Raw genomic sequence first — 23,208 nt, 5'->3', positions numbered from 1 at the left:
CGCTGACACTCGGGGCCCGGCCGCGCCAGCTCGGCAACCTCCACAGCGGGCCGCAACGCGAGACCCACCCATATCCGACTAGGTTGTTTTCCGTGCGATTGGGCGTCCTCGATGTGGGCAGCAACACGGTGCATCTCCTGGTGGTTGATGCGCACCGTGGTGGGCATCCCACGCCCATGAGTTCGACCAAGGCCACGCTGCGTCTCGCGGAGTCGATCGACAGCTCGGGCAAGATCACCAAGCGCGGCGCCGAGAAACTGATCTCCACGATCGACGAGTTCTCCAAGATCGCGGACAGCTCGGGCTGCGCCGAGCTGATGGCCTTCGCCACGTCCGCGCTACGTGACGCGGTGAACTCCGACGACGTGCTCACCCGCGTCCGCAAGGAAACCGGCGTCGAGCTGGAGGCTTTGAGCGGGGTCGACGAGTCGCGGCTGACGTTCCTGGCCGTACGCCGGTGGTACGGGTGGAGCGCGGGGCGGATCATCAACCTCGACATCGGCGGCGGCTCGCTCGAAATGTCCAGCGGCGTCGACGAGGAGCCCGAGGTTGCCCTGTCCCTCCCGCTGGGCGCCGGCCGCTTGACCCGCGAGTGGCTGCCCGACGATCCGCCCGGCCGGCGCCGGGTCGGCATGCTGCGGGACTGGCTGGACGCCGAGCTCGCCGATTCGGCCGTGACCATGCTCGACGCCGGCGCACCCGACCTGGCGGTGGCGACGTCCAAGACGTTCCGTTCCCTGGCGCGGCTCACCGGTGCGGCGCCGTCGGCGGCCGGACCGCGGGCGAAGAGGACGCTCACAGCAAACGGCCTCAGGCAACTCATATCTTTCATCTCTAGGATGACGACCGCTGACCGGGCAGAACTGGAAGGGGTGAGCGCCGAGCGGGCGCCACAGATCGTGGCGGGTGCGCTGGTGGCGGAGGCGAGCATGCGAGCGCTGTCGATCGAATCGGTGGATATCTGCCCGTGGGCATTACGGGAAGGTCTCATCTTGCGCAAACTCGACAGCGAAGCCGACGGAACGCCCCTCATGAAGCGATCCGTGCGCGATGCTGGAGGTCAGGCGGTTGATCGGGACGCGAACCGATCGAGAGGCGACAAAGCATGACCGGACCACATTCCGAGACCGAGAGCCCCGGCACTCGGCCGATCTCGGTGGCCGAACTTCTGGCCAAGAACGGAACCATCGGCGCCCCGGCGGTCACGCGGCGGCGCCGCCGGCGGCGCGGCGACAGCGACGCGGTGACCGTCGCCGAGCTGACCGGCGAGATTCCGGCCATCCGTGACGACCACGAGGACCCCCGCACGGCCGAACGGTCCGCCGAATCCGTCTCCGAGCAGCAAACCGAAGACAAGCCCGCCACGGCCTACTGGTCGCAGCCCGAGCCGCGGTGGCCCAAGTCGCCGCCGCAACCCAAGAAGGCGGCAGGGCCGGAACGCAGCGAGTACCCGCGCCCCCTGAGCCACGGCGAGGCGGGGAAGACCAACGGCACCGGGCAATCCGGCGCCGAGGGGATGAATCCCGACCCGCTGGACCACTACAGCGACCTCCCGGTGGACGTGATGGATTCGGAGGTGCGCGACGCCGAACCCGCGCTGGAGGACTCCGCGTACGTGCGCTCCTTCCTGCAAACCGACACCGACGAGGCTGAAGAGGACGCAGACACCCTGGCCGCCGGGTTCGTGTCGGGCGAGGAGCGCGAGGCGGATCACCTCGGTGCCGAGACCGAGCGCGATGGCGCGGCCACCGACGTACACCCGGCGCAGGGCAGGCTCGAGTCGCTGTGGCGCGGCAGCCTGGTCGTATTCCAGTCGATTCTGGCCGTCGCTTTCGGCGCGGGGTTGTTCGTCGCCTTCGACGAGTTGTGGCGCTGGAACAGCATCGTGGCCTTGGTGCTCTCGGTGCTGGTGATCCTCGGCCTGGTGGCCGGCGTTCGGGTGGTGCGCAAGACGGAGGACATCGCCAGCACGTTGATCGCGGTCGCGGTGGGGTCGCTGATCACCCTGGGCCCCTTGGCGCTGTCGTTGCAGTCGGGCTAGGCGGACCCGGAACCACACAGACCGTTGCGCCCAGCTATCAAAGTCGGACTTTCGACGGCTTCGGTGTACCCACTGCGGGCCGAGGCCGCGTTCGAGTACGCGGCCCGGCTCGGCTACGACGGCGTCGAGCTGATGGTCTGGGCCGAGTCGGTCAGCCAGGACATCGACGCCGTCCAGAAGCTGTCCCGGCGCTACCGGGTACCGGTGTTGTCCGTGCACGCGCCCTGCCTGCTCATCTCGCAGCGGGTGTGGGGCGCCAACCCGATCCCCAAGCTGGACCGCAGCGTGCGGGCGGCCGAGCAGCTCGGCGCGCAGACCGTCGTCGTGCATCCGCCGTTTCGCTGGCAGCGCCGCTACGCCGAGGGATTCAGCGACCAGGTCGCCGAGCTGGAAGCGTCGAGCGACGTGATGGTCGCGGTGGAGAACATGTTCCCGTTCCGGACGGACCGGTTCTTCGGATCCGGCCAATCACTGGAGCGGATGCGCCGGCGCGGCGGCGGCCCGGGGCCGGCGATATCGGCGTTCGCGCCCTCGTACGACCCGCTGGACGGGAATCACAAGCACTACACCCTGGACCTGTCCCACACCGCCACCGCCGGCAGCGACTCGCTGGACATGGCGCAGCGGATGGGAGGCGGGTTGGTCCACCTGCACCTGTGCGACGGCAGCGGCCTGCCCGCCGACGAGCACCTGGTGCCCGGGCGCGGCACGCAGCCCACCGCCGAGGTGTGCCAGATGCTGGCCGGCAGCAACTTCGCCGGCCACGTCATTCTGGAGGTGTCCACCTCCAGCGCGCGCAGCGCCAATGAGCGCGAAAGCATGCTCGCCGAATCGTTGCAGTTCGCCCGCACGCACCTGCTGCGCTGACAATTCCAGGAGACCATGAACGCGTTATTCACCACCGCGATGACGTTGCGGGAGGTTGACCCCGGCGTCTTCGCGGGCGAGCTCGACAAGCACTGGACCATCGGTCCCAAGGTGCACGGCGGCGCGATGCTGGCGCTCTGCGCCAACGCCGCCCGCACCGCCTGCGGCGGACAGTCGGCCGGCTTCGAACCGGTCCAGCAGCCCGTCGCGGTGTCGGCGAACTTCCTGTGGGCCCCCGATCCGGGCCCGATGCGGCTGGTGACCTCGATCCGCAAGCGCGGCCGCCGGATCAGCGTCGTCGATGTCGAGCTCACGCAGGGCGACCGCACCGCGGTGCACGCCGTGGTCAACCTCGGCGAGCCGGAACACTTTCCGCCCGACGGGGATGCGAAGCCGCTGCTGTCGGCCAACCCGGTGGTGGGCCTGATGGCGCCCGAGCCACCCGACGACATCGAGCCGATCGGGCCCGGGCATCCCTTGGCCGGCCTGGTGCACCTCGGCGAGGGCTGCGACGTGCGACCGGTGCTGTCGACTCTGGGGGCCTCCGCCGACGGGGGCCCGCCGGTGATCCAGATGTGGGCACGCCCGCGCGGGGTGGCTCCGGACGCGCTGTTCGCGCTGATGTGCGGGGATCTGTCGGCACCGGTCACCTTCGCCGTGGAGCGCACCGGCTGGGCTCCCACGGTCCAGCTGACCGCCTTCCTGCGCGGACTGCCCGCCCACGGGTGGCTGCGAATCGTCGCGACCTGCACCGAGATCGGGCATGACTGGTTCGACGAGGACCACACCGTCGTCGACAGCCTGGGTCGCCTGGTGGTGCAAGCCCGCCAACTGGCGTTGGTCCCTGCCGCCGGGTAGCCCCCGCTGTCTGCGATGCTGTCGGGCATGGCAAGAATCGCGATCATCGGTGGCGGCAGCATCGGGGAGGCACTGCTGTCGGGTCTGCTTCGCGCGGGCCGGCAGGTGAAAGACCTGGTGGTCGCCGAACGGGTTCCGGAGCGCGCCCAATACCTGGCCGACACCTATTCGGTGTTGATCACGTCGGTGGCCGATGCGGTGGAGAACGCGTCTTTCGTCGTGGTCGCGGTGAAGCCCGGCGATGTCGAGCCGGTGATGGTGGAGTTGGCCCGGGCCGCCACCGCGTCCGAAAGCGACAGCGCCGAGCAGGTATTCGTCACCGTCGCGGCGGGGATCGGCATCTCGTATTTCGAGTCCAAGCTCCCGGCCGGAACGCCGGTGGTCCGGGCGATGCCGAACGCGGCGGCACTGGTCGGCGCGGGGGTGACCGCGCTGGCCAAGGGCCGGTTCGTCACCGCCCCGCAGCTCGAGGGGGTATCGGCCCTGTTCGACTCGGTCGGCGGCGTGCTGACCGTGCCGGAAGCCCAAATGGACGCGGTGACGGCGCTGTCGGGGTCCGGCCCGGCGTACTTCTTCTTGATGGTCGAGGCCCTGGTCGACGCCGGCGTCGCCGCGGGCCTGAGCAGGGACGTGGCCGCCGACCTGACGGCGCAGACGATGGCCGGGTCCGCGGCCATGCTGCTGGAACGGATGGACGCCGAGCGGCGGCCGGGCGAGGGGGAGGCGCCGACGTTGCGGGTGGACGCCACGGCGACGCAGCTGCGGGCGACCATCACGTCACCCGGTGGCACCACCGCCGCGGGGCTCCGCGAACTGGAAAAGGGCGGCCTGCGGGCGGCCGTCGATGCGGCGGTTCAGGCCGCCAAAATGCGCTCTGAGCAGCTAAGAATTACATCGGAGTAATCCAAGAATTTTGAACTGATTGTCCCCCACCAGTACCAGTAACCCCATCAGTCCCGCTATTCTCCTCTTTGTATGCACGTGTGGGTGCCAGCGGAGGGGAAGCCGCTGGCATTGCGCGGGCCTGACACGATTGGGTTGCGATGACGTCTACGAACGGGCCATCGGCACGAGATTCTGCTGGTAAGCGGGATGCCGGTTCCGGCGAGGGCCAGCAGGGCAGGACACAATTCTTGACGGTCGCTGAGGTGGCGGCGTTGATGCGGGTCTCCAAGATGACGGTGTACCGACTGGTGCACAACGGCGAGCTGCCCGCGGTCCGGGTCGGGCGGTCTTTCCGGGTGCACGCCAAGGCGGTGCACGACATGCTGGAGACGTCTTACTTCGACGCGGGTTGACCTGAAACTGGCTGCATGCGCCGAGTCTGCGGCAGCCAGTGGTGCGCTTCGCGGTTACGCGGCGGTGGTCGGCGCCGGTTTGGTGTTCGATGCGTCCCGCCGGGTAAAGTGTCCGGGTCAATCCTGCAAGCAGGTCACGGGTCAGATAGCGGAGTTCATGGGTTCAGTAATCAAGAAGCGGCGCAAGCGCATGTCCAAGAAGAAGCACCGCAAGTTGTTGCGCCGCACGCGGGTGCAACGCAGAAAACTCGGCAAGTAGGCCCGCTCGCGGCGTAGTGCTGCGATCCCTCCCGGTGGATAGGCTGTTTGGGTGGATCAATCGAGTGGGGATAACGCCGGAATCGGCGACACCGCGAACAACACGGTGCATTACCCCAAGGTTGTGCTGGTTACCGGTGCGTGCCGGTTCCTGGGTGGCTACCTGACCGCCCGGCTGGCGCAGAACCCGATGATCAACGGGGTCATCGCGGTGGACGCGATCGCGCCCAGCAAGGACATGCTGCGCCGCATGGGTCGCGCGGAGTTCGTGCGTGCCGACATCCGTAATCCCTTCATCGCCAAGGTGATTCGCAACGGCGACGTCGACACGGTGGTGCACGCGGCGGCGGCGTCGTACGCACCGCGGTCCGGGGGCACCGCGGCGCTGAAGGAAATCAACGTGATGGGCGCGATGCAGCTGTTCGCGGCCTGTCAGAAGGCGCCCTCGGTGCGGCGTGTCGTGCTCAAGTCGACGTCCGAGGTGTACGGGTCGAGCGCCCACGATCCGGTGATGTTCACCGAGGACAGCACCAGCCGTCGACCGCTGCGCGGTGGTTTCGCCAAGGACAGTCTCGACATCGAGGCCTACGCGCGCGGGCTGGGACGGCGCCGGCCCGATATCGCCGTGACGATCCTGCGGCTGGCCAACATGATCGGGCCGGCCATGGACACCACGCTGTCGCGCTACCTGGCCGGCCCGTTGGTGCCCACGATGTTCGGCCGCGACGCGCGCCTGCAGTTGCTGCACGAGCAGGATGCGCTGGGCGCGCTGGAGCGCGCGGCGATGGCCGGCAAGGCCGGCACCTTCAACATCGGCGCCGACGGGATCATCATGTTGTCGCAGGCGATCCGCCGCGCCGGCCGGATTCCTTTCCCGGTGCCAGGCTTTGGCGTCTGGGCGCTCGATTCACTGAGGCGGGCCAACCGCTACAACGAGATCAGCCGCGATCAGTTCGCCTACCTGAGTTACGGCCGGGTCATGGACACCACCCGCATGCGCTCGGAACTCGGTTACCAGCCGAAATGGACGACGGCCGAGGCTTTCGACGACTACGTCCGCGGCCGCGGCATGACTCCCATTATCGACCCTGATCGGGTACGCTCCCTGGAGGGTCGCGCCATATCTTTAGCTCAGCGCTGGGGTAGCCGAAATCCAATTCCGTGGGGCGGGGTCAGGTAGGTATCGTGGCGGGTGAAACCAGAGCCAATGTCATTCCACTGCATACAAATCGGGGTCGGGTAGCGGCGCGTCGGAGAGCCGATCAGCGCGCGGATTCAGCACGCCAGCATCCTTCCTTGCTTTCGGACCCGCACGGTCGGGCGTCGGCCGAACAGATCGCCGCCGTCGTCCGCGAGATAGACGAACACCGGCGCGCCACGGGTGCTGGGCTGGCGGATGCCCCGCTCAACGAACTCGCTCAGCGCGTCGCGGCGGTCGCCGGCTTCCTGCGCCAGCGGATCACGGGTGAGTATACCGTCGACGAGTTCGGCTTCGACCCGCATTTCAACAGCGCGATCGTGCGGCCGTTGCTGAGGTTCTTCTTCCGGTCGTGGTTCCGGGTGGAGGTCAGCGGAGTCGAAAACCTGCCCAGCGACGGGGCCGCGTTGGTGGTGGCCAACCACGCCGGGGTGTTGCCGTTCGACGGGCTGATGCTTTCGGTGGCCGTGCACGACGAGCATCCCGCGCATCGGGACCTGCGGTTGCTCGCCGCCGACATGGTGTTCGACCTACCCGTGGTGGGCGAGGCCGCCCGCAAGGCGGGCCACACCATGGCCTGCACGACGGACGCGCACCGGCTGCTCGCCGCCGGCGAACTGACCGCCGTGTTCCCGGAGGGCTACAAGGGGTTGGGGAAGCGCTTCGAGGACCGTTACCGGCTACAGCGGTTCGGCCGCGGGGGCTTCGTGACGGCGGCGCTGCGCACCAAGGCGCCCATCATCCCGTGCTCGATCATCGGTTCGGAAGAGATCTATCCGATGGTGACCGATGTGAAGTTGCTGGCCCGGCTGTTCGGCCTGCCCTACTTCCCAATCACGCCGCTATTCCCGCTGGCCGGGCCGGCGGGCCTGGTGCCGCTGCCATCGAAGTGGCGCATCGCGTTCGGTGAGCCGATCTACACCAATGACTACGCCGCTCACGACGCCGAGGACCCGATGGTCACCTTCGAGCTGACCGATCAGGTGCGCGAGACGATCCAGCAGACCCTCTACCGATTGCTCGCCGGCCGGCGCAACATCTTCTTCGGCTGAGCCTGTTCGTTTCCTGACGCGAAAACGCCCCGGAGCCAACGGCTTCGGGGCGTCTTGCGCTTGGATTACTTGACCATCGTGAACTGGCAGACGTTGGTGTACCCGTCGCGGAACAAGTCCGAGCAGCCCCGCAAGTACTTCAGGTAGATGTCGTAGGTCTCCTGCCCCTTCAGGGCGATCGCCTCCTCCTTGTGCGCCTCGAGGGCATCGCCCCAGGCGGTCAGCGTCGGCACGTAGTTCTTCCCGATGAAGTGGTGGCGCTCGATCTTGAAACCCGCATCCGTCGCGTATTTGTCGACGAGGTTGACCTGGGGCAACTTCCCGCCCGGGTAGATCTCCTTGAGGATGAAGCTGATGAACCGCAGCAGGGTCATGTTCACCTGCAAACCCATGGCTTTGCCCTCTTCGGCGGTGGGCACCACGATGCTGTGCAGCAGCATCCGGCCGTCGTCGGGCAGCAGGTCGTAGTACTTCTTGAAGAAGGTGGCGTAACGCTCGTACCCGGCGTCGCCTGCGCCGTCGGCGAAGTGCTCGAACGCGCCCAGCGACACGATGCGGTCGATCGGTACGTCGCCGGGGAATTCTTCCCAACCCTGGATCCGCACCTCCTTGCGGCGCGGGCTGTCCATTTTGTCGAACTCCGCAACGCAGTGGGCGTACTGGTTCTCGCTGAGCGTCAGGCCGATGACGTTGACGTCGTACTCGGCCACCGCGTGCCGCATGGTCGAGCCCCAGCCGCTGCCGATATCGAGGAGCGTCATGCCGGGCTCGAGGTTGAGCTTGTCCAGGGCCAGCTTGCGCTTGGCGTACTGCGCCTCTTCCAGCGTCTTGGTCAGGTTCTGCGGGTCCGGATTCTCGTCAAAGTAGCCGCAGCTGTACGTCATTGACGGGTCCAGCCACAGCTTAAAAAATTCGTTCGACTTGTCGTAATGAGACCGGACCTTCTCGACCGGCGGCTTGAGCTGGGTGCTACCCATTTCCCCCTGTGACGTCATCGATTTGACCCTACTTTCCGGCTGATATGGATGCAATTGCGGCCACTGTTGCATCAGTGTCGGCTTGGGTTGTGGCTTCCCCCAGCATCGTAACGACGCTGGTGATAAGCGGTTTCCCGTCGGCGTCGGTGACTTCGCTGCGGATCTCAGCGAGCACGGTGCCATGGGATTCGATCACCGAGTCTAGATAGGTGTCGAAGAAAAGCATATCGCCGGCCACGATCGGTCGGTGGAATTTGAACTTCTGATCGCGGTGGATCACCCGGGCGATGTTGATCGGAATGCTGAACTTGGTGAAGATCTCCAGCTGCACGCGCCGTCCGGCGATAGCGAGGAACGTCAGCGGAGCCACCAGCGAGTCGTACCCGGCGGCGGCCGCGTCGGCCTCGCTGAAGTGCGTCGGATGCTCATCCTTGACGGCGACCGCGAACTCCCGAATCTTCTCGCGGCCGACCAGGAAGTAGTCCGGTGCCCGGTAGTGGCTGCCGATGAGTCCTTCGGCTTCTTTGGGGGTCGTCATGCCGCTGTCGCTCTCCGCTCGAATGGGTCTCAGCGGCGCAGCCTATCAGCGCGATTGTCGTCGGGACGCCACCGCGGCCAGTGCGCCGCCGGCGGCGCCCAGCGCCAAAGCCGAGGGCACCCCGATCCGGGCGGCCTTGCGGGCGGTGCGAAAGTCACGGATCTCCCAGCCGCGTTCACGGGCCAGGGTGCGCAGGCGGGCGTCGGGATTGATGGCGACCGCGGTGCCCACCAGCGACAGCATGGGCACGTCGTTGAAGCTGTCGGAGTACGCCGTGCAGCGTTTGAGGTTGAGCCCCTCCCGGATCGCCAGCGACCGCACGGCGTGTGCCTTTCCGGTGCCGTGCAGAATGTCGCCGACCAGCCGGCCGGTGAATACGCCGTCGACGGACTCGGCGACGGTGCCCAGGGCGCCGGTCAGGCCGAGCCGCCGCGCGATGGTCGCCGCCAGTTCGTAAGGCGTGGCGGTGATCAGCCAGACCTGCTGGCCCGCGTCGAGGTGCATCTGCGTGAGCTCGCGGGTGCCCGGCCAGATCTTGTCGGCGATGATCTCGTCGTAAATCTCCTCGCCCAAAGCCACCAGTTGTTCGACCGATCGGCCCTCGATGAAGGCGAGCGCCTTGCGCCGGCCGGCGGCGACGTCGTCGCTGTTCTCCTTGCCGAGGATCTGGAATTTGGCCTGGGCATAGATGAAACCGAGCACATCGCGGTACGTGAAGTAGTTGCGCGCCGCCAGCCCGCGGCCGAAGTGCACCGCCGACGACCCCTGCACCAACGTGTTGTCCACGTCGAAGAATGCCGCGGCCGTCAGGTCGATCGGCGGCTGCGGGCGATCCTCGGCGACGGTCTCGGCCCGCAGGCCTTCCAGCGCGCGGGCGGCGCTGGCGTCGGCGGCCAGCGACTCCAAGTCAACGCGACTGAGGTCTCCGTTGACCGGGTCAGAGGAAGTCATCGCCAAACCTCCTAGATCGCTGTGTTGCCCGGCGACCCAGTGGGTCCCGGTGTTCAACCCTATCCGGGCGGCGTCGGGGAGGGGTGTATGCCGAGCGTGAAGCTGGCCGACACTCGACGCCGACGGTGAAGCCAGCGTCACACTCGTCGATCGACGGCCTGACTAGCTCAGGACCACATACCGAGATTCGTCGACATGGCGCCGCGGTAGTTGCCGTGCGCGGTCGCGGCTGCCTTCCCGAGTTGCGCCAGCGCCTCGCGCATCATCGCCTGGCCGCGCACCCAGTGCTGATGCGCCTCGGCGTGCGCGGCCGCGGCCCTGCCCGTCCACGCGGTGTGCAAACGCGCTACGCGAGAATCGATTTCGGTGATCATGTCTTCGGCATAGCGTTCGAAAACCGCCATCCGCCGCACCGCACCCGCCAGCGCCTGGGGATCCACCCGGAATGCCTCAGCCACCGCACACCGCCCGCTCCGCTTGGGCGGACCCGGCCTCGTTGGCCTCGTAGCCCTCGCCGGCCTCACCCACCAGGTGCGCCAACATCGACAGTCCCAGCTGTACCTCACGGGCGCCGCGATGCCACAGCTCCCACGCCGAGGCGTACGCCGTCCCCGACGCTCCTCGCCAGCCGCCTAGCATCTGACCCACTTGATTGCCGATCTGGGTCAGCTCAGCCGAAAGCCGCTCGGCGGCGCCACCGACGGAAACGGCATGGCTTTGCATCGCCACCGGATCCACCCGCAGGGTCTCGTCAGCCATATCCGGAACATAACGGCTGGTAGGTGGCCTCACAAGTCACCGATGCGACACTGGTGGCCATGACCGACGCCCCCCGGCGGCCCCGCGTGGAACTGTTGACCCGCGAGGGCTGCACCATCTGCGAGCGGGTACACGCCCGGCTCGGCGAACTCGCGGCCGAGCTCGGCTTCGACCTGTCGACGATCGACGTCGACGCTGCCGGCAACCCGGCGCTGCGGGCCGAGTTCGGCGACCGGCTGCCCGTGGTTTTGCTCGACGGCCGCGAGCACAGTTACTGGGACATCGACGAGGCCCGGCTGCGCGCGGATCTCGCTCGATGAGGAGCCGCCGGGCGATTATTTGGTAGCCCACCTGTTAAACGATTACCTTGGAAACCAGTTCATTTACTGGAGGAAGCAAGGGAGCTGGCCAGGTGATGCTGCCGTGAGCGTCTTGCTTTTCGGGGTTTCGCACCGCAGTGCGCCGGTCTCCGTCCTGGAACAACTCACCATCGACGAATCCGATCAGGGCAAGATCGTCGACCGGGTGTTGCAGTCGCCGCTGGTGACCGAGGCGATGGTGCTGTCGACGTGCAACCGGGTCGAGGTCTACGCGGTGGTGGATGCGTTCCACGGCGGGCTGGCGGCGATCGGGCAGGTGCTGTCGGATCACTCCGGAATGTCGATGGGGGACCTGACCAAGTACGCGTACGTCCGCTACAGCGAGGCCGCCGTCGAGCACCTGTTCGCGGTGGCCAGCGGTTTGGACTCCGCGGTCGTGGGCGAGCAGCAGGTGCTCGGCCAGGTGCGCCGCGCGTACGCCACCGCGGAAACCAACCGCACCGTCGGCCGGGTGCTGCATGAGCTGGCCCAGCGGGCGCTGTCGGTGGGGAAGCGGGTGCACTCCGAAACCGCCATCGACGCGGCCGGCGCCTCGGTGGTGTCGGTCGCCCTGGACATGGCCGAACGCCGGCTGGGCGGGTTAAGCGGCAAGACCGCCGCACTGGTCGGCGCCGGCGCGATGGGCGCCCTGGCGGCGGCCCACCTGACCCGGGCCGGCGTGCAGCACGTGCACGTGCTGAATCGGTCCTTGTCCCGGGCGCAGCGGTTGGCCCGCAAACTCCGGGAATCAGGTGTGCAGGCCGACGCGATGTCACTCGACCGCTTGGCCGGCGCGGTGGCCGACGCCGACGTCGTGGTCAGCTGCACGGGCGCGGTGAGCCCGGTCGTCACGCTGGCCGACGTGCACCTCGCGCTGGCGGCCGCCCGCCGCGACGAGTCGACCCGCCCGCTCGTGATCTGCGACCTGGGCATGCCGCGTGATGTGGACCCCGCGGTCGCCGGCCTGCCCGGTGTTTGGGTCGTCGACGTGGCCCGCGTGCAGCACGAGCCGTCCGCGCATGCCGCGGCGTCCGATGTCCACGCCGCGCGCCACATCGTGGCGGTCGAAGTCGCCGCCTACCTGGCGGGGCAACGCATGGCCGAGGTCACGCCGACGGTGACGGCGCTGCGCCAGCGCGCCGCCGACGTGGTGGAGGCCGAGCTGCTGCGCTTGGACAACCGGCTGCCCGGCCTCGAGAGCGCCCACCGCGAGGAGGTCGCGCGCACCGTGCGGCGGGTGGTGGACAAGCTGCTGCATGCGCCCACCGTCCGGATCAAACAACTCGCCAGCGCCCCTGGCGGGGACAGCTACGCCGAAGCGCTGCGCGAACTCTTCGAACTCGACCAGACCGCCGTCGATGCCGTCGCTGCGGGCGAATTGCCCGTGATACCAACGGGTTTCGACGCCGGAACGCAAGAACCGTCCGCCGAGTAGCCGATTGGCGAACGTGATCCGGATAGGTACCCGGGGCAGTCTCTTGGCCACCACCCAGGCCGGCGTCGTCAGGGACGCGCTGATCGCCAACGGTCATCCCGCGGAGCTGGTGATCATCACCACCGCCGGCGACCGCTCGTCGGCGCCCATCGAGACCCTGGGCGTCGGCGCCTTCACCACCGCCCTGCGCGAGGCCATGCACGACGGCCGGGTGGACGCCGCGGTGCACTCCCACAAGGATTTGCCTACGGCGGACGACCCGCGGTTCACCATCGCGGCCATCCCACCCCGAAACGACCCCCGCGACGTGGTGGTTGCCCGCGACGGGCTGGTGCTCGGGGAGTTGCCGGCCGGTTCGCTGGTGGGCACGTCGTCCCCGCGCCGGGCCGCGCAGCTTAGAGCATTGGGTCTCGGTTTGGAAATCCGCCCCCTACGAGGCAACCTAGATACCAGGTTGAACAGGGTAAGCAGTGGTGATCTCGACGCGATCGTGGTGGCTAGGGCCGGACTGGCCCGGCTCGGTCGCCTCGACGATGTCACCGAGACGCTAGAGCCGGTGCAGATGTTGCCAGCACCGGCTCAGGGCGCGCTCGCCGTCGAATGCCGCGCCGGCGATGAGTTGGTGGCAGTGCTGGCGGAGTTGGACGACACCGACACGCGCGCGTCGGTCACTGCGGAGCGAGCCCTGCTGGCCGAACTGGAGGCCGGTTGTTCCGCACCGGTTGGCGCGATCGCCGAGGTGGTCGAGTCCATCGATGAGGAGGGCCGGGTCTTCGAAGAGCTGTCGCTGCGCGGGTGCGTGGCGGCACTGGACGGATCCGACGTGATCCGCGCGTCCGGCATCGGCACCGCCGATCGGGCGCGTGAGCTGGGGATTTCGGTCGCCGCAGAGTTGTTCGAACTCGGCGCCCGAGAGCTCATGCAGGAAGCGCGGCAGGACCCGGCACGAGGAAATTAATTGCGAGTGACGTGGGAGCGACAATGACGACGCGAGGGCGTAAGCCGAGACCCGGCCGCATCACGTACGTAGGTTCTGGTCCCGGCGATCCGGGGCTCTTGACTACCCGGGCCGCCACGGTATTGGCGAACGCCGCCCTGGTGTTCACCGACCCGGACGTACCGGAGGCGGTGCTGGCGCTGATCGGCAAGGACCTGCCGCCGGTTTCCGGCCCGGCGCCCGCCGACGGCCGCGCCGGGCACGGCGACGCCGCCACCGGCGCGGAGCAACCCGCGGTGATATCGGCCGGCGCCGATGTCCGCCCGGCGCTCGGCGAACCCGCCGAGGTGGCCAAGACGCTGATCGCCGAGGCCCGCACCGGCGCCGACGTGGTGCGGCTGGTGGCCGGTGACCCGCTGACGGTCGACGCTGTCATCACCGAAGTGAACGCCGTCGCGCGGAGCCACCTGCACATCGAGATCGTGCCCGGCCTGGCTCCCACGGGTTCCGTGCCCACCTACGCGGGGCTGCCGCTGGGCTCGTCGCATACGGTTGCCGACGTCCGCGGGGACGTGGACTGGGATGCGCTGGCCGCGGCGCCCGGCCCGCTGATCCTGCAGGCGACCACGTCGCATCTGGCCGACGCGGCACGCACGCTGATCGAGCACGAGCTGGCCGAGACCACCCCGTGCGTGGTCACCGCACACGGCACCACCTGCCAGCAGCGTTCGATCGAGACCACGCTGGGCGGACTGACCGACTCGGCCGTGCTGGGCGCGACGGACCCGGCGGGCCCGTTGACCGGGCCGCTGGTGGTGACCATCGGAAAGACGGTGGCCAGCCGGGCGAAGCTGAACTGGTGGGAGAGCCGCGCGCTGTACGGCTGGACCGTGTTGGTGCCGCGCACCAAGGACCAGGCCGGCGAGATGAGCGAGCGGCTGACGTCCTACGGCGCGCTGCCGATCGAGGTGCCGACCATCGCCGTCGAGCCGCCGCGCAGCCCCGCGCAGATGGAGCGAGCCGTCAAGGGCTTGGTCGACGGCCGCTTCCAGTGGGTGGTGTTCACCTCCACCAACGCGGTGCGCGCCGTGTGGGAGAAGTTCGGCGAGTTCGGTCTGGACGCCCGCGCCTTCTCGGGCGTGAAGATCGCCTGTGTGGGTGAGTCGACGGCCGACCGGGTCCGCGCGTTCGGGATCAGCCCCGAGCTGGTGCCGGCCGGCGAGCAGTCGTCGCTGGGTCTGCTGGACGACTTCCCGCCCTACGACAGCATTTTCGACCCGGTGAATCGAGTCCTGCTGCCGCGGGCCGACATCGCCACCGAGACGCTGGCCGAGGGGCTGCGCGAACGCGGCTGGGAGATCGAGGACGTCACCGCCTACCGGACCGTGCGGGCCGCCCCGCCGCCGGCGGAGACGCGGGAGATGATCAAGACCGGCGGGTTCGACGCCGTGTGCTTCACCTCCAGCTCCACGGTGCGCAACCTGGTCGGCATCGCCGGCAAGCCGCACGCGCGGACGATCATCGCCTGCATCGGTCCCAAGACGGCCGAGACCGCCGCCGAGTTCGGTTTGCGGGTGGACGTGCAGCCGGAAACGGCCGCTGTCGGCCCGCTGGTCGACGCTTTGGCCGAGCACGCCGCGCGGTTGCGCGCCGAGGGCGCGCTGCCACCACCGCGTAAGAAGAGCCGCAGGCGCTAACCGGTGGCGATCACAAGCGCGGCCGTGGCGATCGCAAGCGCGGCGGAGCCGGGCGCAGCGGATCGCCACAAGAGGGCGGAGCCGGGCGCAGCGGGTCGCCACGGGCGATTGTGATGGCCTACCCGCGGCAGCGCCCGCGTCGGCTCCGCTCCACCCCCGCGCTGCGTCGTTTGGTGGCGCAAACGTCCTTGGAGCCAAGGCATTTGGTGCTGCCGATGTTCGTCGCCGACGGTATCGACGAGCCGCGGCCGATCGCGTCGATGCCCGGCGTCGTGCAACACACCCGCGACTCGCTGCGCAGCGCCGCCGCCGATGCCGTCACCGCCGGCGTGGGTGGGCTGATGCTGTTCGGCGTGCCCCGCGACGAGGACAAGGACTCAACGGGATCGGCCGGCACCGACCCCGACGGCATCCTCAATCTGGCCCTGCGGGACCTGGCCAAGGATCTCGGCCACGCGACGGTGTTGATGGCCGACACCTGCCTGGACGAATTCACCGACCACGGCCATTGCGGCGTGCTGGACGCCAGGGGCCGGGTCGACAACGATGCCACCCTGGCCAGATACGTGAAACTGGCTGTGGCACAGGCGGAGTCGGGCGCACACGTGGTCGGGCCGAGCGGGATGATGGACGGCCAGGTGGCCGCGATCCGCGACGGCCTGGACGCCGCGGGATACACCGACGTGGTGGTCTTGGCCTACGCCGCGAAGTTCGCCTCGGCGTTCTACGGCCCCTTCCGCGAGGCGGTCAGTTCCAGCCTGTCCGGGGACCGGCGCACCTATCAGCAGGAGCCGGGCAACTTCCGTGAGGCGCTGCGCGAGATCCGGCTGGACCTCGACGAGGGCGCGGACATCATCATGGTCAAACCCGCTATGGGTTACCTCGATGTGGTGGCCGCCGCGGCGGACGTTTCGCCGGTGCCGGTGGCCGCCTACCAAGTCTCGGGGGAGTACGCCATGGTTTGCGCCGCAGCCGCGAATAACTGGATCGACGAGCGGATGGCGGCGCTCGAGTCGTTGACCAGCATCCGCCGTGCCGGAGCCGATATCGTGCTGACCTATTGGGCCGTGGACGCGGCCGGTTGGCTTTCGTGAGATGGGGCTTCCTTTGACATCACAGTCGACGAGGGGCGGGCCGAAGCCGTTGTTCTACGAGCCGGGTGCCAGCTGGTGGTGGGTGGCATGGGGTCCCGTGGCCGCGGGCTCGATGATCCTGATCGAGATCTGGAGTGGCGCCCCGGTGTCGTTCTTGATCCCGGTGATCTTTCTGGTCCTGGTGTCGGGGTTCGTCGGGCTGCAGGTCAAGGCGGCCCGCATCCACGTCTCGGTCGAGCTCACCGAGGACGCCCTGCGGCAGGGCACCGAAACGATCCTGGTGCGCGAGATCCTCAAGGTGTATCCCGATGCCGAAAACCACGAAGCGTCCGGTAAGGAGCTGGCCCGGTGGCAGTCGGCGCGGGCGCTTGGGGAATTGGTCGGGGTGCCCCGTGGCCGGATCGGCATCGGGCTTCAGCTCACCGGAAAACGCACCGTGCAGGCCTGGGCCCGCCGGCATCGTCAGCTCCGCGAGGCGCTGACCCCGCTGGTGCAGGAGCGGGTCGAACCCGCCGGCTCGGATGCCATGGACGCCGATCGCGACGACGACGGACCCGCGCGGTGAGCGCCCCGCGCTGGGGCACCAGGGCCCTGGTCGAACTGGGCCTGGCCTGCGCGGCGCTCGTCGGCGCGGGAGTGAGCTGGTCGCGTTCGCATCACGAGGTGGCGGTGGCGCCCGTCGCGGACGGGCAGCCGTTCACCACGTCAACGGTGTATGACCCGCAGCTGCTGTTGCTGACCCTGCTGCTGCTGACGGCTGCCGGGGTGCTTGCGGTGGTCGGAACCGCCCGGCACCTCCGGGAGCGACGCTCTAAGACGTCCTGACCAGCGGCAGCGCCAGTCGACGGCGCCTGGCGATGGCGTCGGCCAGGTCGTGCAGTGCCTCGGGCACCGAGTGGTCGTCGGAAAACCCGCTGTCACCCAACGATTCGATGACCGCCGGGCTCGCGACCAGCGTCCATTGCACCCCTTCGGCACGGCAGTCGTCATCGAAGGTTTGCAAAAGCGAAATGCCCGCCGCAGTAAATTGGCTGACGCCGCTCAGGTCGAGCACCACGCGGTCTTCCCCGATGACGAAACGATGAATGTATCCGGCGACTCGGTCGGCATTGAGGGCGTCGATTTCACCTCGGATCGTCACCACGGTCGCAAGCTGGCGACGGTGGGCCCGGATCCAGGCGCCGTCGCATTGAAAGATGCCGTTTTGCTCCCGCGTCAGGACGTCGGCGATCGTCATGAACACCCCTCGCTCTCCGTGGCGTTCGCTGTGCTTCTGACGCTAAACGCCAAGGTTAAGGAGGGTGAAAGCCGCATCTAACGTTTTGCTAAGAAGCGACTCTCACCGCCATTCTCGCCGTTTCCGAGCAAAGGCCGGCGGGTGCGGGTAGCCGGCGAAAGGCCGCATGCCACACCACAACCGTCCGCGCGCCGGGGCCATTGCGCTGCTAGGCTGCCATGGCTACCGGTTGCGATGCGGGGGCTTGTGACATCGCGTGGTCGCCCGGTCAGCCGACCTACGAACGGAACAGCAGAGTCCAGGCGGAAAGAGCATCGTGCGCGGCGCAGAGATCAGGGGCGAGATCAAGGCCCTGACGGGGCTGCGCATCGTCGCCGCGCTGTGGGTCGTGCTGTTTCATTTCCGGCCGATGCTGGGCGACGTGGGGGCCGATTTCCACGACGCCCTCGCGCCGGTGCTCAACTGCGGAGCCCAGGGCGTCGACCTGTTCTTCATCCTCAGCGGATTCGTCCTGACCTGGAACTACCTGGACCGCATGGGCCGGACATGGTCGACGCGCGCGACCCTGCACTTCCTGTGGCTGCGGCTGGCCAGGGTGTGGCCGGTGTACCTGGTCACCCTGCACCTCGCCGCCCTGTGGGTGATTTTCACCCTGCACGTCGGCCACGTGCCGTCGCCCGACGCCGGGCAGCTCACCGCGATCAGCTATGTGCGCCAAATCCTGCTGGTGCAGCTGTGGTTCGTGCCGTTCTTCGATGACTCGAGCTGGGACGGGCCGGCCTGGTCGATCAGTGCGGAATGGCTGGCCTATCTCCTCTTCGGCCTGCTGGTGCTGGTGATCCTGCGGATGAAGCAGGCGACGCGGGCACGGAGCCTGATGATGCTCGCGTTCGCTGCGGCATTGCCGCCCGTGGTCATGCTGCTGGCCAGCGGCCACTTCTACACGCCGTGGAGCTGGCTGCCGCGGATCGTCACCCAGTTCACCGCCGGCGCGCTTGCCTGCGCCGCGGTGCGCAGACTGCGGCTGACCGATCGCGGCCGCCGCGTGGCCGGCTACCTGTCGCTGCTTCTCCTGGGCGCCATGGTCGGCATCCTCTACTGGTTCGACGCGCACCCGATCTCCGGGGTGGTGGAGAACGACAGCGGCGGCGTGGTCGACATCCTGTTCATTCCGTTGGTGATCACGCTGGCCATCGGCGTCGGCAGCCTGCCGAGGGTGCTCTCCACCCGGTTGATGGTCTACGGCGGGCAGATCTCGTTCTGCCTGTACATGGTTCACGAGCTGGTTCACACCGCATGGGGATGGTCGGTGGAGCAGTTCGAGCTGCGGCCGCAGGACAATCCATGGAAATGGAACATCATTGGCCTGCTTGCGATCGCCGTGGTCATCTCGATCGTGATGTATCACTTCGTCGAAGAGCCCGCCCGCCGCTGGATGCGCAGGATGGTGGATGTCAAAGCCGTCACCGCGAGCAGCGAACCCGGCGAACCGCCGAGCGGGAAGGTCCATCCGATAGACCGCTCACTGGAAGCGGTTTCGGTCCGCGCCGTGTGACGATCGCCTTGGCGCCCCGCCGCGAGCCGGCGGCGGACAATCGATGAAGATTCAGTGGCACGTGACGATGCCGTGGACGGGGAGGTAGCAGTGAGTCGTCTGGCCACCTTTGTCATCGGCCTGACTTTTCTGGTGGGAGTCGGCATCGCATACCCCGCTCAGGTGCGCACGTACGACACGTTGACCCTGGATTTCCGGCTGAACCACCTCGCCGTCATCGGGGACTCCTATACCACCGGCACCGGCGAAGGTGGACTGGGCCCGCGGTCATGGCCAGCCCGCGCCTGGGACGTGCTCGCTGCGCGCGGTGAACGGATCTCGGCCGACGTCGCGGCCGAGGGCCGGGCCGGCTACGGCATGCCGGGCGACCATGGCAGCGTCTTCGAGGACCTGACCGCCAGGGCCGTGCAGCGCGACGATGTGCTGGTGGTGTTCTTCGGCTCCCGCAACGACGAGACCATCGATCCGGGGCTGATTGCTCAAAATGCCCGCAACACATTCGATTTGGCCCGCCGGCTGGCGCCGTCGGCACGGTTCCTGGTGATCGGACCGCCGTGGCCGACAGCCGATGTGCCCTTCCCCATGCTCCAGATTCGCGACGTCCTCGGCGCGGCGGCCGCGGCCGCGGGGGCAACATGGGTCGACCCGATCGCTGAAAGCTGGTTCGTCGGTAGGCCGGATCTGATCGGGGCGGACGGTGTGCACCCAAACGACGCCGGGCACCAATACATGGCGGACAAGATCGCGCCGCTGATCCGCACGCAGCTGTCCACCTGACCTAGCTGTGTCGGGCCGCTTCCTGGGCGAGCTGCACCCGCGACGACACGGCGAGTTTGGTGTAGACGTGCGTCAGATGGGATTGGACGGTGCGCGGGGAGACGAACAGCCGCGCCGCAATGTCTTTGTTGGACAGTCCTTCGCCGACGAGCCGGACGACGTCGAGCTCGGTGGGCGTCAGCGACTCCCAACCGCTGGCCGGTCGCCCGCGTGCGCCGCGACCCCGCTGAGCATAGCTGATGGCCTCGCCGGTCGACAGTGCGTTCCCATCGGCCCATGCCGTTTCAAAATCTTTGGGGTCCAACGCTTCTCGTGTTTTCGCCAGCGACGCGTCGTAGTCCCCTTGAAAGGCTGTGAAGCGCACCTCGCCATGCCGCCGCCGGATAGCCTCGGCCGCCCCGAACAGCCTTGCGGCGTGCTCGGGGTCGGTGGCCAGTGCCGCGAGGCCTTCGAGGGCGTCCGGGAGGAAAACATATCCGCCGGTGCGCTCGGCGACCGCGACGGCGTCGTGCAGGTCGCGTTCGGCCTGTTGCGGCTCGCCCTGGGCGACGGCGACCCGCGCGCGCGAAGTCAGCGCCAGCATCTGTTGACATCCCGGCGCGACCGCGACCGTGTCGTCCGCCCAGCGGCGGGCGCCGACCGGGTTGCCACAGCCCAGGGTCGCGTCGGCCATCGGCACCACGCATCTGGTGAGCAACTCCTTCAGCGGATAGGTGTGCCGCCACGCCGCCTCGCAGGCCTCCTTGGCCGCGGCGGCGTCGCCCGCGGCCAGCGCGGCCCCGGCCAAGGCCGCGTACGCGCTGTCCTCGTGGAAACCGCCCAGCGCGGCCCCGACTTCCAGGGCGGCCTCGGCCGCGGTGCGCGCTGCTGGCGCGTAACCGGCGAAGGCGAGTGCGGTCGCCGAGGTGATCAGGCCGAACGCTTCCATCAGGCGGTCGCCGGCCGCCTGCGCCTCCTCGACCACCGAATGGGCCACGGCGACGGCCTCCGCCAGCTTGCCCCGCTGGGCCAGCGCGCTGCTGAGGAACGTCCGGCTGTAGCGGGATATGAAGCTGTCGCCGAGCATGTCGGCCAAATCTCGCCCCTCCTCGCCGGCCGCCTGCGCGGCGATGGGGTCGCCGGCGGCTGCGAAGACGAAGCACTGGTAGGCGCGTAGCTGCGAAAGCGCGGCGAGGTCGTCCGATGCGCGAGCAAGATCCGCCGCCTCGGCGAAATATGGCTGTGCGCGTTCGGTGTCGTTGAACGCCAGCATGGCGCAGGTCACCAGGCTTCGCACGGTGAGCGCCTTGTCCTCGACTTCGTGGGCGGCGGCCAGGGCTTCTTCCGCACGCTCAAGGCTGGCCGGAGCGGAGTACCAGACCGCAAGCAGCCCCGCGTCGGCCGCCGCGCGTATCCAAACCTCGGGCGCGACATCGGCGTCGCGATAACGCGCGTCGCCGAAGACGGCGTCGAACCCGGCCACGCCTTCGCGGAACCGCGCGCGCGTCAGCCAGACCCGCTGCAGCGCCGAGACGAGCTGCAACGCCGGCTCGAATTCCCCGGCGTCGCAGCTCCACGCGTGGGCCGCCCGCAGGTTGGCCATCTCGAGTTCGGCCCACGGAACCAACGGCGTCCCGTCGCCGCGCATCCGCGATTCCAGCGTCACCGCGGCGGCGGTGTAGTGATCGCGGTGCCGGATCCGGACGGCCTCGGCCTCGCCCGACTCGGCCAGCTTTTCCAGCCCGTACTGGCGGACGGTCTCCAGCAGCCGGTAGCGCATCATGCCGTCGATTTCTTCGGTGACGATCAGCGACTTGTCGACGAGCAGCCCGAGCAGGTCGATGAGCTGGAAGTGCTCCACACCGGCGTCGGCTCCAACGGCGTGCGCGGCGTCCAGGTCGAAACCGCCCATGAACACGGCCAGTCGGCGAAACAGGATGCGTTCCGGCTCGGTGAGCATGGCGTGGGACCAGTCGATGGAAGCGCGCAGCGTCTGCTGGCGGCGAACCGCGTTGCGCGCGCCGCCGGCCAGCAGGCGGAAGTTGTGATGAAGGCTGTCGACGATCTGGGTCAGCGACAGGGTGCGGGTCCGCGCGGCCGCCAGCTCGATCGCCAGCGGCATGCCGTCCAGGCGCCGGCAGATCTCCGCGATGGCGGGCGAATTGGCCTCGGTGGGTTGGAAATCCGGTCTGGTCCGGCGGGCGCGGTCGACGAACAATTCGAGGGCTTCGCCGTCGACCGACAGTGACGGCACGCGCCAGGTCAGTTCCCCGGCGACGCCGATCGGCTCCCGGCTGGTCGCCAGCACGGTGACGCCCGGGCCCGCATCGAGCAGGGCCACGGCCAGGGCCGCACTGGCGTCCAGTAGGTGCTCGCAATTGTCCAGTACCAACAGCATTTTCCGGTCCCGGACGAACTTCGACACCGTCTCCATGGTGGAGCGGCCCGGCTGGTCGGCAAGGCCCAGGGTGCGCGCCAGGGTGACCGGCACGACGAGGGGATTGGTGACGGGAGCCAGGTCGACGAACCAGGCCCCGGCCGGGAACGCGTCGGCAACCTGCTCGGCGACCTGCACCGCCAACCGTGTCTTGCCGACGCCACCCGCGCCGGTCAGGGTCACCAACCTGTTGTCCCGCAAGATCTGTCCGATGTCGCTGATCTGCGGGCCACGGCCGACGAAGCTGGTCAACTGTGTCGGAAGATGGGAATTGGCAACGTCATTCGCCCCTCGCAACGGCGGGAAGTCGTTGGTCAGGCCGGGATGATTGAGTTGCACGACACGTTCGGGCCGCGGCAGGTCGCGCAACGGGTGCGCGCCCAAATCGGTCAGCCAGGCGTCGGCCGGTAACCGGTCGAGCACCAGCGGTTCGGTGGCACCGGACAGCACGGTCTGCCCGCCGTGGGCAAGGTCGCGCAGCCGCGCCGTGCGGTTGATGGTGGGTCCGGCGTAGTTGCCGGCGTCGCGCAGCTGCACCTCACCGGTGTGCACGCCGATGCGGATCCGGATGGGCGGCGGCACGGCCAGCTGAAGGTTCAGCGCGCAGGTGACCGCGTCGCTGGCGCGGGCGAAGGCGACCACGAAACTGTCGCCCTCACCCTGTTCGACGGGCCGCACCCCGCCATGGGCGGCGACGAGATCGTTCACGGTTTGGTTCAGCTGCTCGAGCGCCGTCGTCATGGCGTCGGACTGGGTCTCCCACAGCCGTGTGGAGCCTTCCACGTCGGCAAGCAGCAACGTCACGGTCCCAGTGGGCAGCTCGCTCACGCTCTGCTCGCTCCAGTCCAGCAGCGGGGTGTCCGCCGACGAATCAATGTCGATCATGTTAGCCAGCATGCGGGGA

At 68.4% G+C, this 23,208-nt stretch carries 25 protein-coding genes; 18 read left to right on the top strand and 7 right to left on the bottom strand.

The genetic code is table 11. From position 1 onward, the window contains the following. Positions 1 to 92 precede the first annotated feature (92 nt). From A5678_RS18350 to A5678_RS18310, 9 genes are all read left to right on the top strand, one after another. On the top strand, positions 93 to 1,109 hold the full coding sequence (locus A5678_RS18350) for a Ppx/GppA phosphatase family protein (protein ID WP_068044870.1): 1,017 nt from the start codon (positions 93 to 95) through the stop codon (positions 1,107 to 1,109). Further along, complete coding sequence (locus tag A5678_RS18345) at positions 1,106 to 2,041, top strand: hypothetical protein (RefSeq protein WP_068044868.1); 936 nt, start codon at positions 1,106 to 1,108, stop codon at positions 2,039 to 2,041. The genes A5678_RS18350 and A5678_RS18345 overlap by 4 nt, the downstream gene beginning before the upstream one ends. A 24-nt stretch (positions 2,042 to 2,065) precedes the next feature. Beyond that, a complete protein-coding gene (locus A5678_RS18340; protein WP_068044867.1) occupies positions 2,066 to 2,908 on the top strand; it encodes a sugar phosphate isomerase/epimerase in 843 nt (280 codons plus the stop codon). 15 nt (positions 2,909 to 2,923) lie between these two features. Beyond that, complete coding sequence (locus A5678_RS18335) at positions 2,924 to 3,766, top strand: thioesterase family protein (protein ID WP_068044865.1); 843 nt, start codon at positions 2,924 to 2,926, stop codon at positions 3,764 to 3,766. Between the two features lie 27 nt (positions 3,767 to 3,793). Next, the gene (proC, locus tag A5678_RS18330; protein WP_197502188.1) at positions 3,794 to 4,669 is read left to right on the top strand and encodes a pyrroline-5-carboxylate reductase; all 876 of its coding nucleotides are present in this window, start codon (positions 3,794 to 3,796) and stop codon (positions 4,667 to 4,669) included. A 140-nt stretch (positions 4,670 to 4,809) separates the two neighbouring features. After that, on the top strand, positions 4,810 to 5,064 hold the full coding sequence (locus A5678_RS18325) for a cell division/environmental response transcriptional regulator (protein WP_066956383.1): 255 nt from the start codon (positions 4,810 to 4,812) through the stop codon (positions 5,062 to 5,064). A 157-nt stretch (positions 5,065 to 5,221) separates the two neighbouring features. Then, on the top strand, positions 5,222 to 5,323 hold the full coding sequence (locus A5678_RS26635; RefSeq protein ID WP_003402602.1) for an AURKAIP1/COX24 domain-containing protein: 102 nt from the start codon (positions 5,222 to 5,224) through the stop codon (positions 5,321 to 5,323). Between the two features lie 51 nt (positions 5,324 to 5,374). After that, positions 5,375 to 6,502 (top strand): SDR family oxidoreductase, encoded by a 1,128-nt coding sequence (locus A5678_RS18315; RefSeq protein WP_068044859.1) that lies wholly within the window; start codon positions 5,375 to 5,377, stop codon positions 6,500 to 6,502. Beyond that, on the top strand, positions 6,484 to 7,572 hold the full coding sequence (locus A5678_RS18310; protein ID WP_197502187.1) for a lysophospholipid acyltransferase family protein: 1,089 nt from the start codon (positions 6,484 to 6,486) through the stop codon (positions 7,570 to 7,572). Before A5678_RS18315 ends, A5678_RS18310 begins: the two co-directional genes overlap by 19 nt. A 65-nt stretch (positions 7,573 to 7,637) precedes the next feature. Here A5678_RS18310 and A5678_RS18305 read toward each other — a convergent pair whose 3' ends face one another. From A5678_RS18305 to A5678_RS18285, 5 genes are all read right to left on the bottom strand, one after another. Continuing rightward, positions 7,638 to 8,567: a cyclopropane mycolic acid synthase family methyltransferase gene (locus A5678_RS18305; RefSeq protein ID WP_068044857.1), complete on the bottom strand. Its 930-nt coding sequence runs from the start codon at positions 8,565 to 8,567 to the stop codon at positions 7,638 to 7,640. 10 nt (positions 8,568 to 8,577) lie between these two features. After that, positions 8,578 to 9,087 carry a MaoC family dehydratase N-terminal domain-containing protein gene (locus A5678_RS18300; RefSeq protein ID WP_068044855.1) on the bottom strand — a complete coding sequence of 170 codons (510 nt, stop codon included), beginning with the start codon at positions 9,085 to 9,087 and terminating at the stop codon, positions 8,578 to 8,580. A gap of 45 nt (positions 9,088 to 9,132) precedes the next feature. Continuing rightward, a complete protein-coding gene (locus A5678_RS18295) occupies positions 9,133 to 10,038 on the bottom strand; it encodes an HAD family phosphatase (RefSeq protein ID WP_068044853.1) in 906 nt (301 codons plus the stop codon). Between the two features lie 167 nt (positions 10,039 to 10,205). After that, positions 10,206 to 10,496, bottom strand: coding sequence for a WXG100 family type VII secretion target (locus tag A5678_RS18290; protein WP_068044851.1), 291 nt, complete (start codon positions 10,494 to 10,496; stop codon positions 10,206 to 10,208). Next, entirely contained in the window at positions 10,489 to 10,797 is a 309-nt protein-coding gene (locus tag A5678_RS18285; protein WP_068044847.1) for a WXG100 family type VII secretion target, read from the bottom strand. The genes A5678_RS18290 and A5678_RS18285 overlap by 8 nt, the downstream gene beginning before the upstream one ends. Before the next feature lie 59 nt (positions 10,798 to 10,856). On the opposite strand from A5678_RS18285, the gene A5678_RS18280 reads away from it, so the two are divergent. From A5678_RS18280 to A5678_RS18250, 7 genes are all read left to right on the top strand, one after another. Beyond that, positions 10,857 to 11,117 (top strand): glutaredoxin family protein, encoded by a 261-nt coding sequence (locus A5678_RS18280; RefSeq protein WP_068044921.1) that lies wholly within the window; start codon positions 10,857 to 10,859, stop codon positions 11,115 to 11,117. 103 nt (positions 11,118 to 11,220) lie between these two features. Beyond that, positions 11,221 to 12,591: a glutamyl-tRNA reductase gene (locus A5678_RS18275; protein ID WP_068044846.1), complete on the top strand. Its 1,371-nt coding sequence runs from the start codon at positions 11,221 to 11,223 to the stop codon at positions 12,589 to 12,591. Between the two features lie 13 nt (positions 12,592 to 12,604). Next, positions 12,605 to 13,549, top strand: coding sequence for a hydroxymethylbilane synthase (gene hemC / locus A5678_RS18270; RefSeq protein ID WP_068044919.1), 945 nt, complete (start codon positions 12,605 to 12,607; stop codon positions 13,547 to 13,549). 23 nt (positions 13,550 to 13,572) lie between these two features. Then, positions 13,573 to 15,225 carry a uroporphyrinogen-III synthase gene (locus A5678_RS18265; protein WP_068044843.1) on the top strand — a complete coding sequence of 551 codons (1,653 nt, stop codon included), beginning with the start codon at positions 13,573 to 13,575 and terminating at the stop codon, positions 15,223 to 15,225. 113 nt (positions 15,226 to 15,338) lie between these two features. Beyond that, positions 15,339 to 16,319, top strand: a complete 981-nt coding sequence (gene hemB, locus A5678_RS18260) for a porphobilinogen synthase (RefSeq protein ID WP_082945613.1) — start codon at positions 15,339 to 15,341, stop codon at positions 16,317 to 16,319. A 1-nt stretch (position 16,320) separates the two neighbouring features. After that, positions 16,321 to 16,884, top strand: coding sequence for a DUF3093 domain-containing protein (locus A5678_RS18255; protein ID WP_068044840.1), 564 nt, complete (start codon positions 16,321 to 16,323; stop codon positions 16,882 to 16,884). Next, positions 16,881 to 17,144 carry a hypothetical protein gene (locus A5678_RS18250; RefSeq protein ID WP_068044838.1) on the top strand — a complete coding sequence of 88 codons (264 nt, stop codon included), beginning with the start codon at positions 16,881 to 16,883 and terminating at the stop codon, positions 17,142 to 17,144. Before A5678_RS18255 ends, A5678_RS18250 begins: the two co-directional genes overlap by 4 nt. On the opposite strand, the gene A5678_RS18245 is transcribed toward A5678_RS18250, so the two are convergent. Then, positions 17,131 to 17,556 (bottom strand): STAS domain-containing protein, encoded by a 426-nt coding sequence (locus A5678_RS18245; protein ID WP_068044917.1) that lies wholly within the window; start codon positions 17,554 to 17,556, stop codon positions 17,131 to 17,133. The two genes, A5678_RS18250 and A5678_RS18245, sit on opposite strands and share 14 nt — an antisense overlap. Before the next feature lie 316 nt (positions 17,557 to 17,872). Between A5678_RS18245 and A5678_RS18240 the strand changes: the two genes are divergently transcribed. Both A5678_RS18240 and A5678_RS18235 read left to right on the top strand, forming a co-directional pair. Then, the gene (locus A5678_RS18240) at positions 17,873 to 19,111 is read left to right on the top strand and encodes an acyltransferase (protein ID WP_068044836.1); all 1,239 of its coding nucleotides are present in this window, start codon (positions 17,873 to 17,875) and stop codon (positions 19,109 to 19,111) included. Between the two features lie 90 nt (positions 19,112 to 19,201). Continuing rightward, a complete protein-coding gene (locus tag A5678_RS18235; RefSeq protein ID WP_068044915.1) occupies positions 19,202 to 19,888 on the top strand; it encodes a GDSL lipase in 687 nt (228 codons plus the stop codon). Between the two features lies 1 nt (position 19,889). Here the strand turns inward: A5678_RS18235 and A5678_RS18230 are convergent, their stop codons facing one another. After that, entirely contained in the window at positions 19,890 to 23,201 is a 3,312-nt protein-coding gene (locus A5678_RS18230) for a LuxR family transcriptional regulator (RefSeq protein ID WP_068044834.1), read from the bottom strand. Positions 23,202 to 23,208 lie beyond the last annotated feature (7 nt).

Origin of the sequence: Mycobacterium sp. E2733 (assembly GCF_001667585.1) — a bacterium.
Taxonomy (GTDB): Bacteria; Actinomycetota; Actinomycetes; order Mycobacteriales; family Mycobacteriaceae; genus Mycobacterium.
This window is presented reverse-complemented; position numbering and strand designations above follow the sequence as displayed.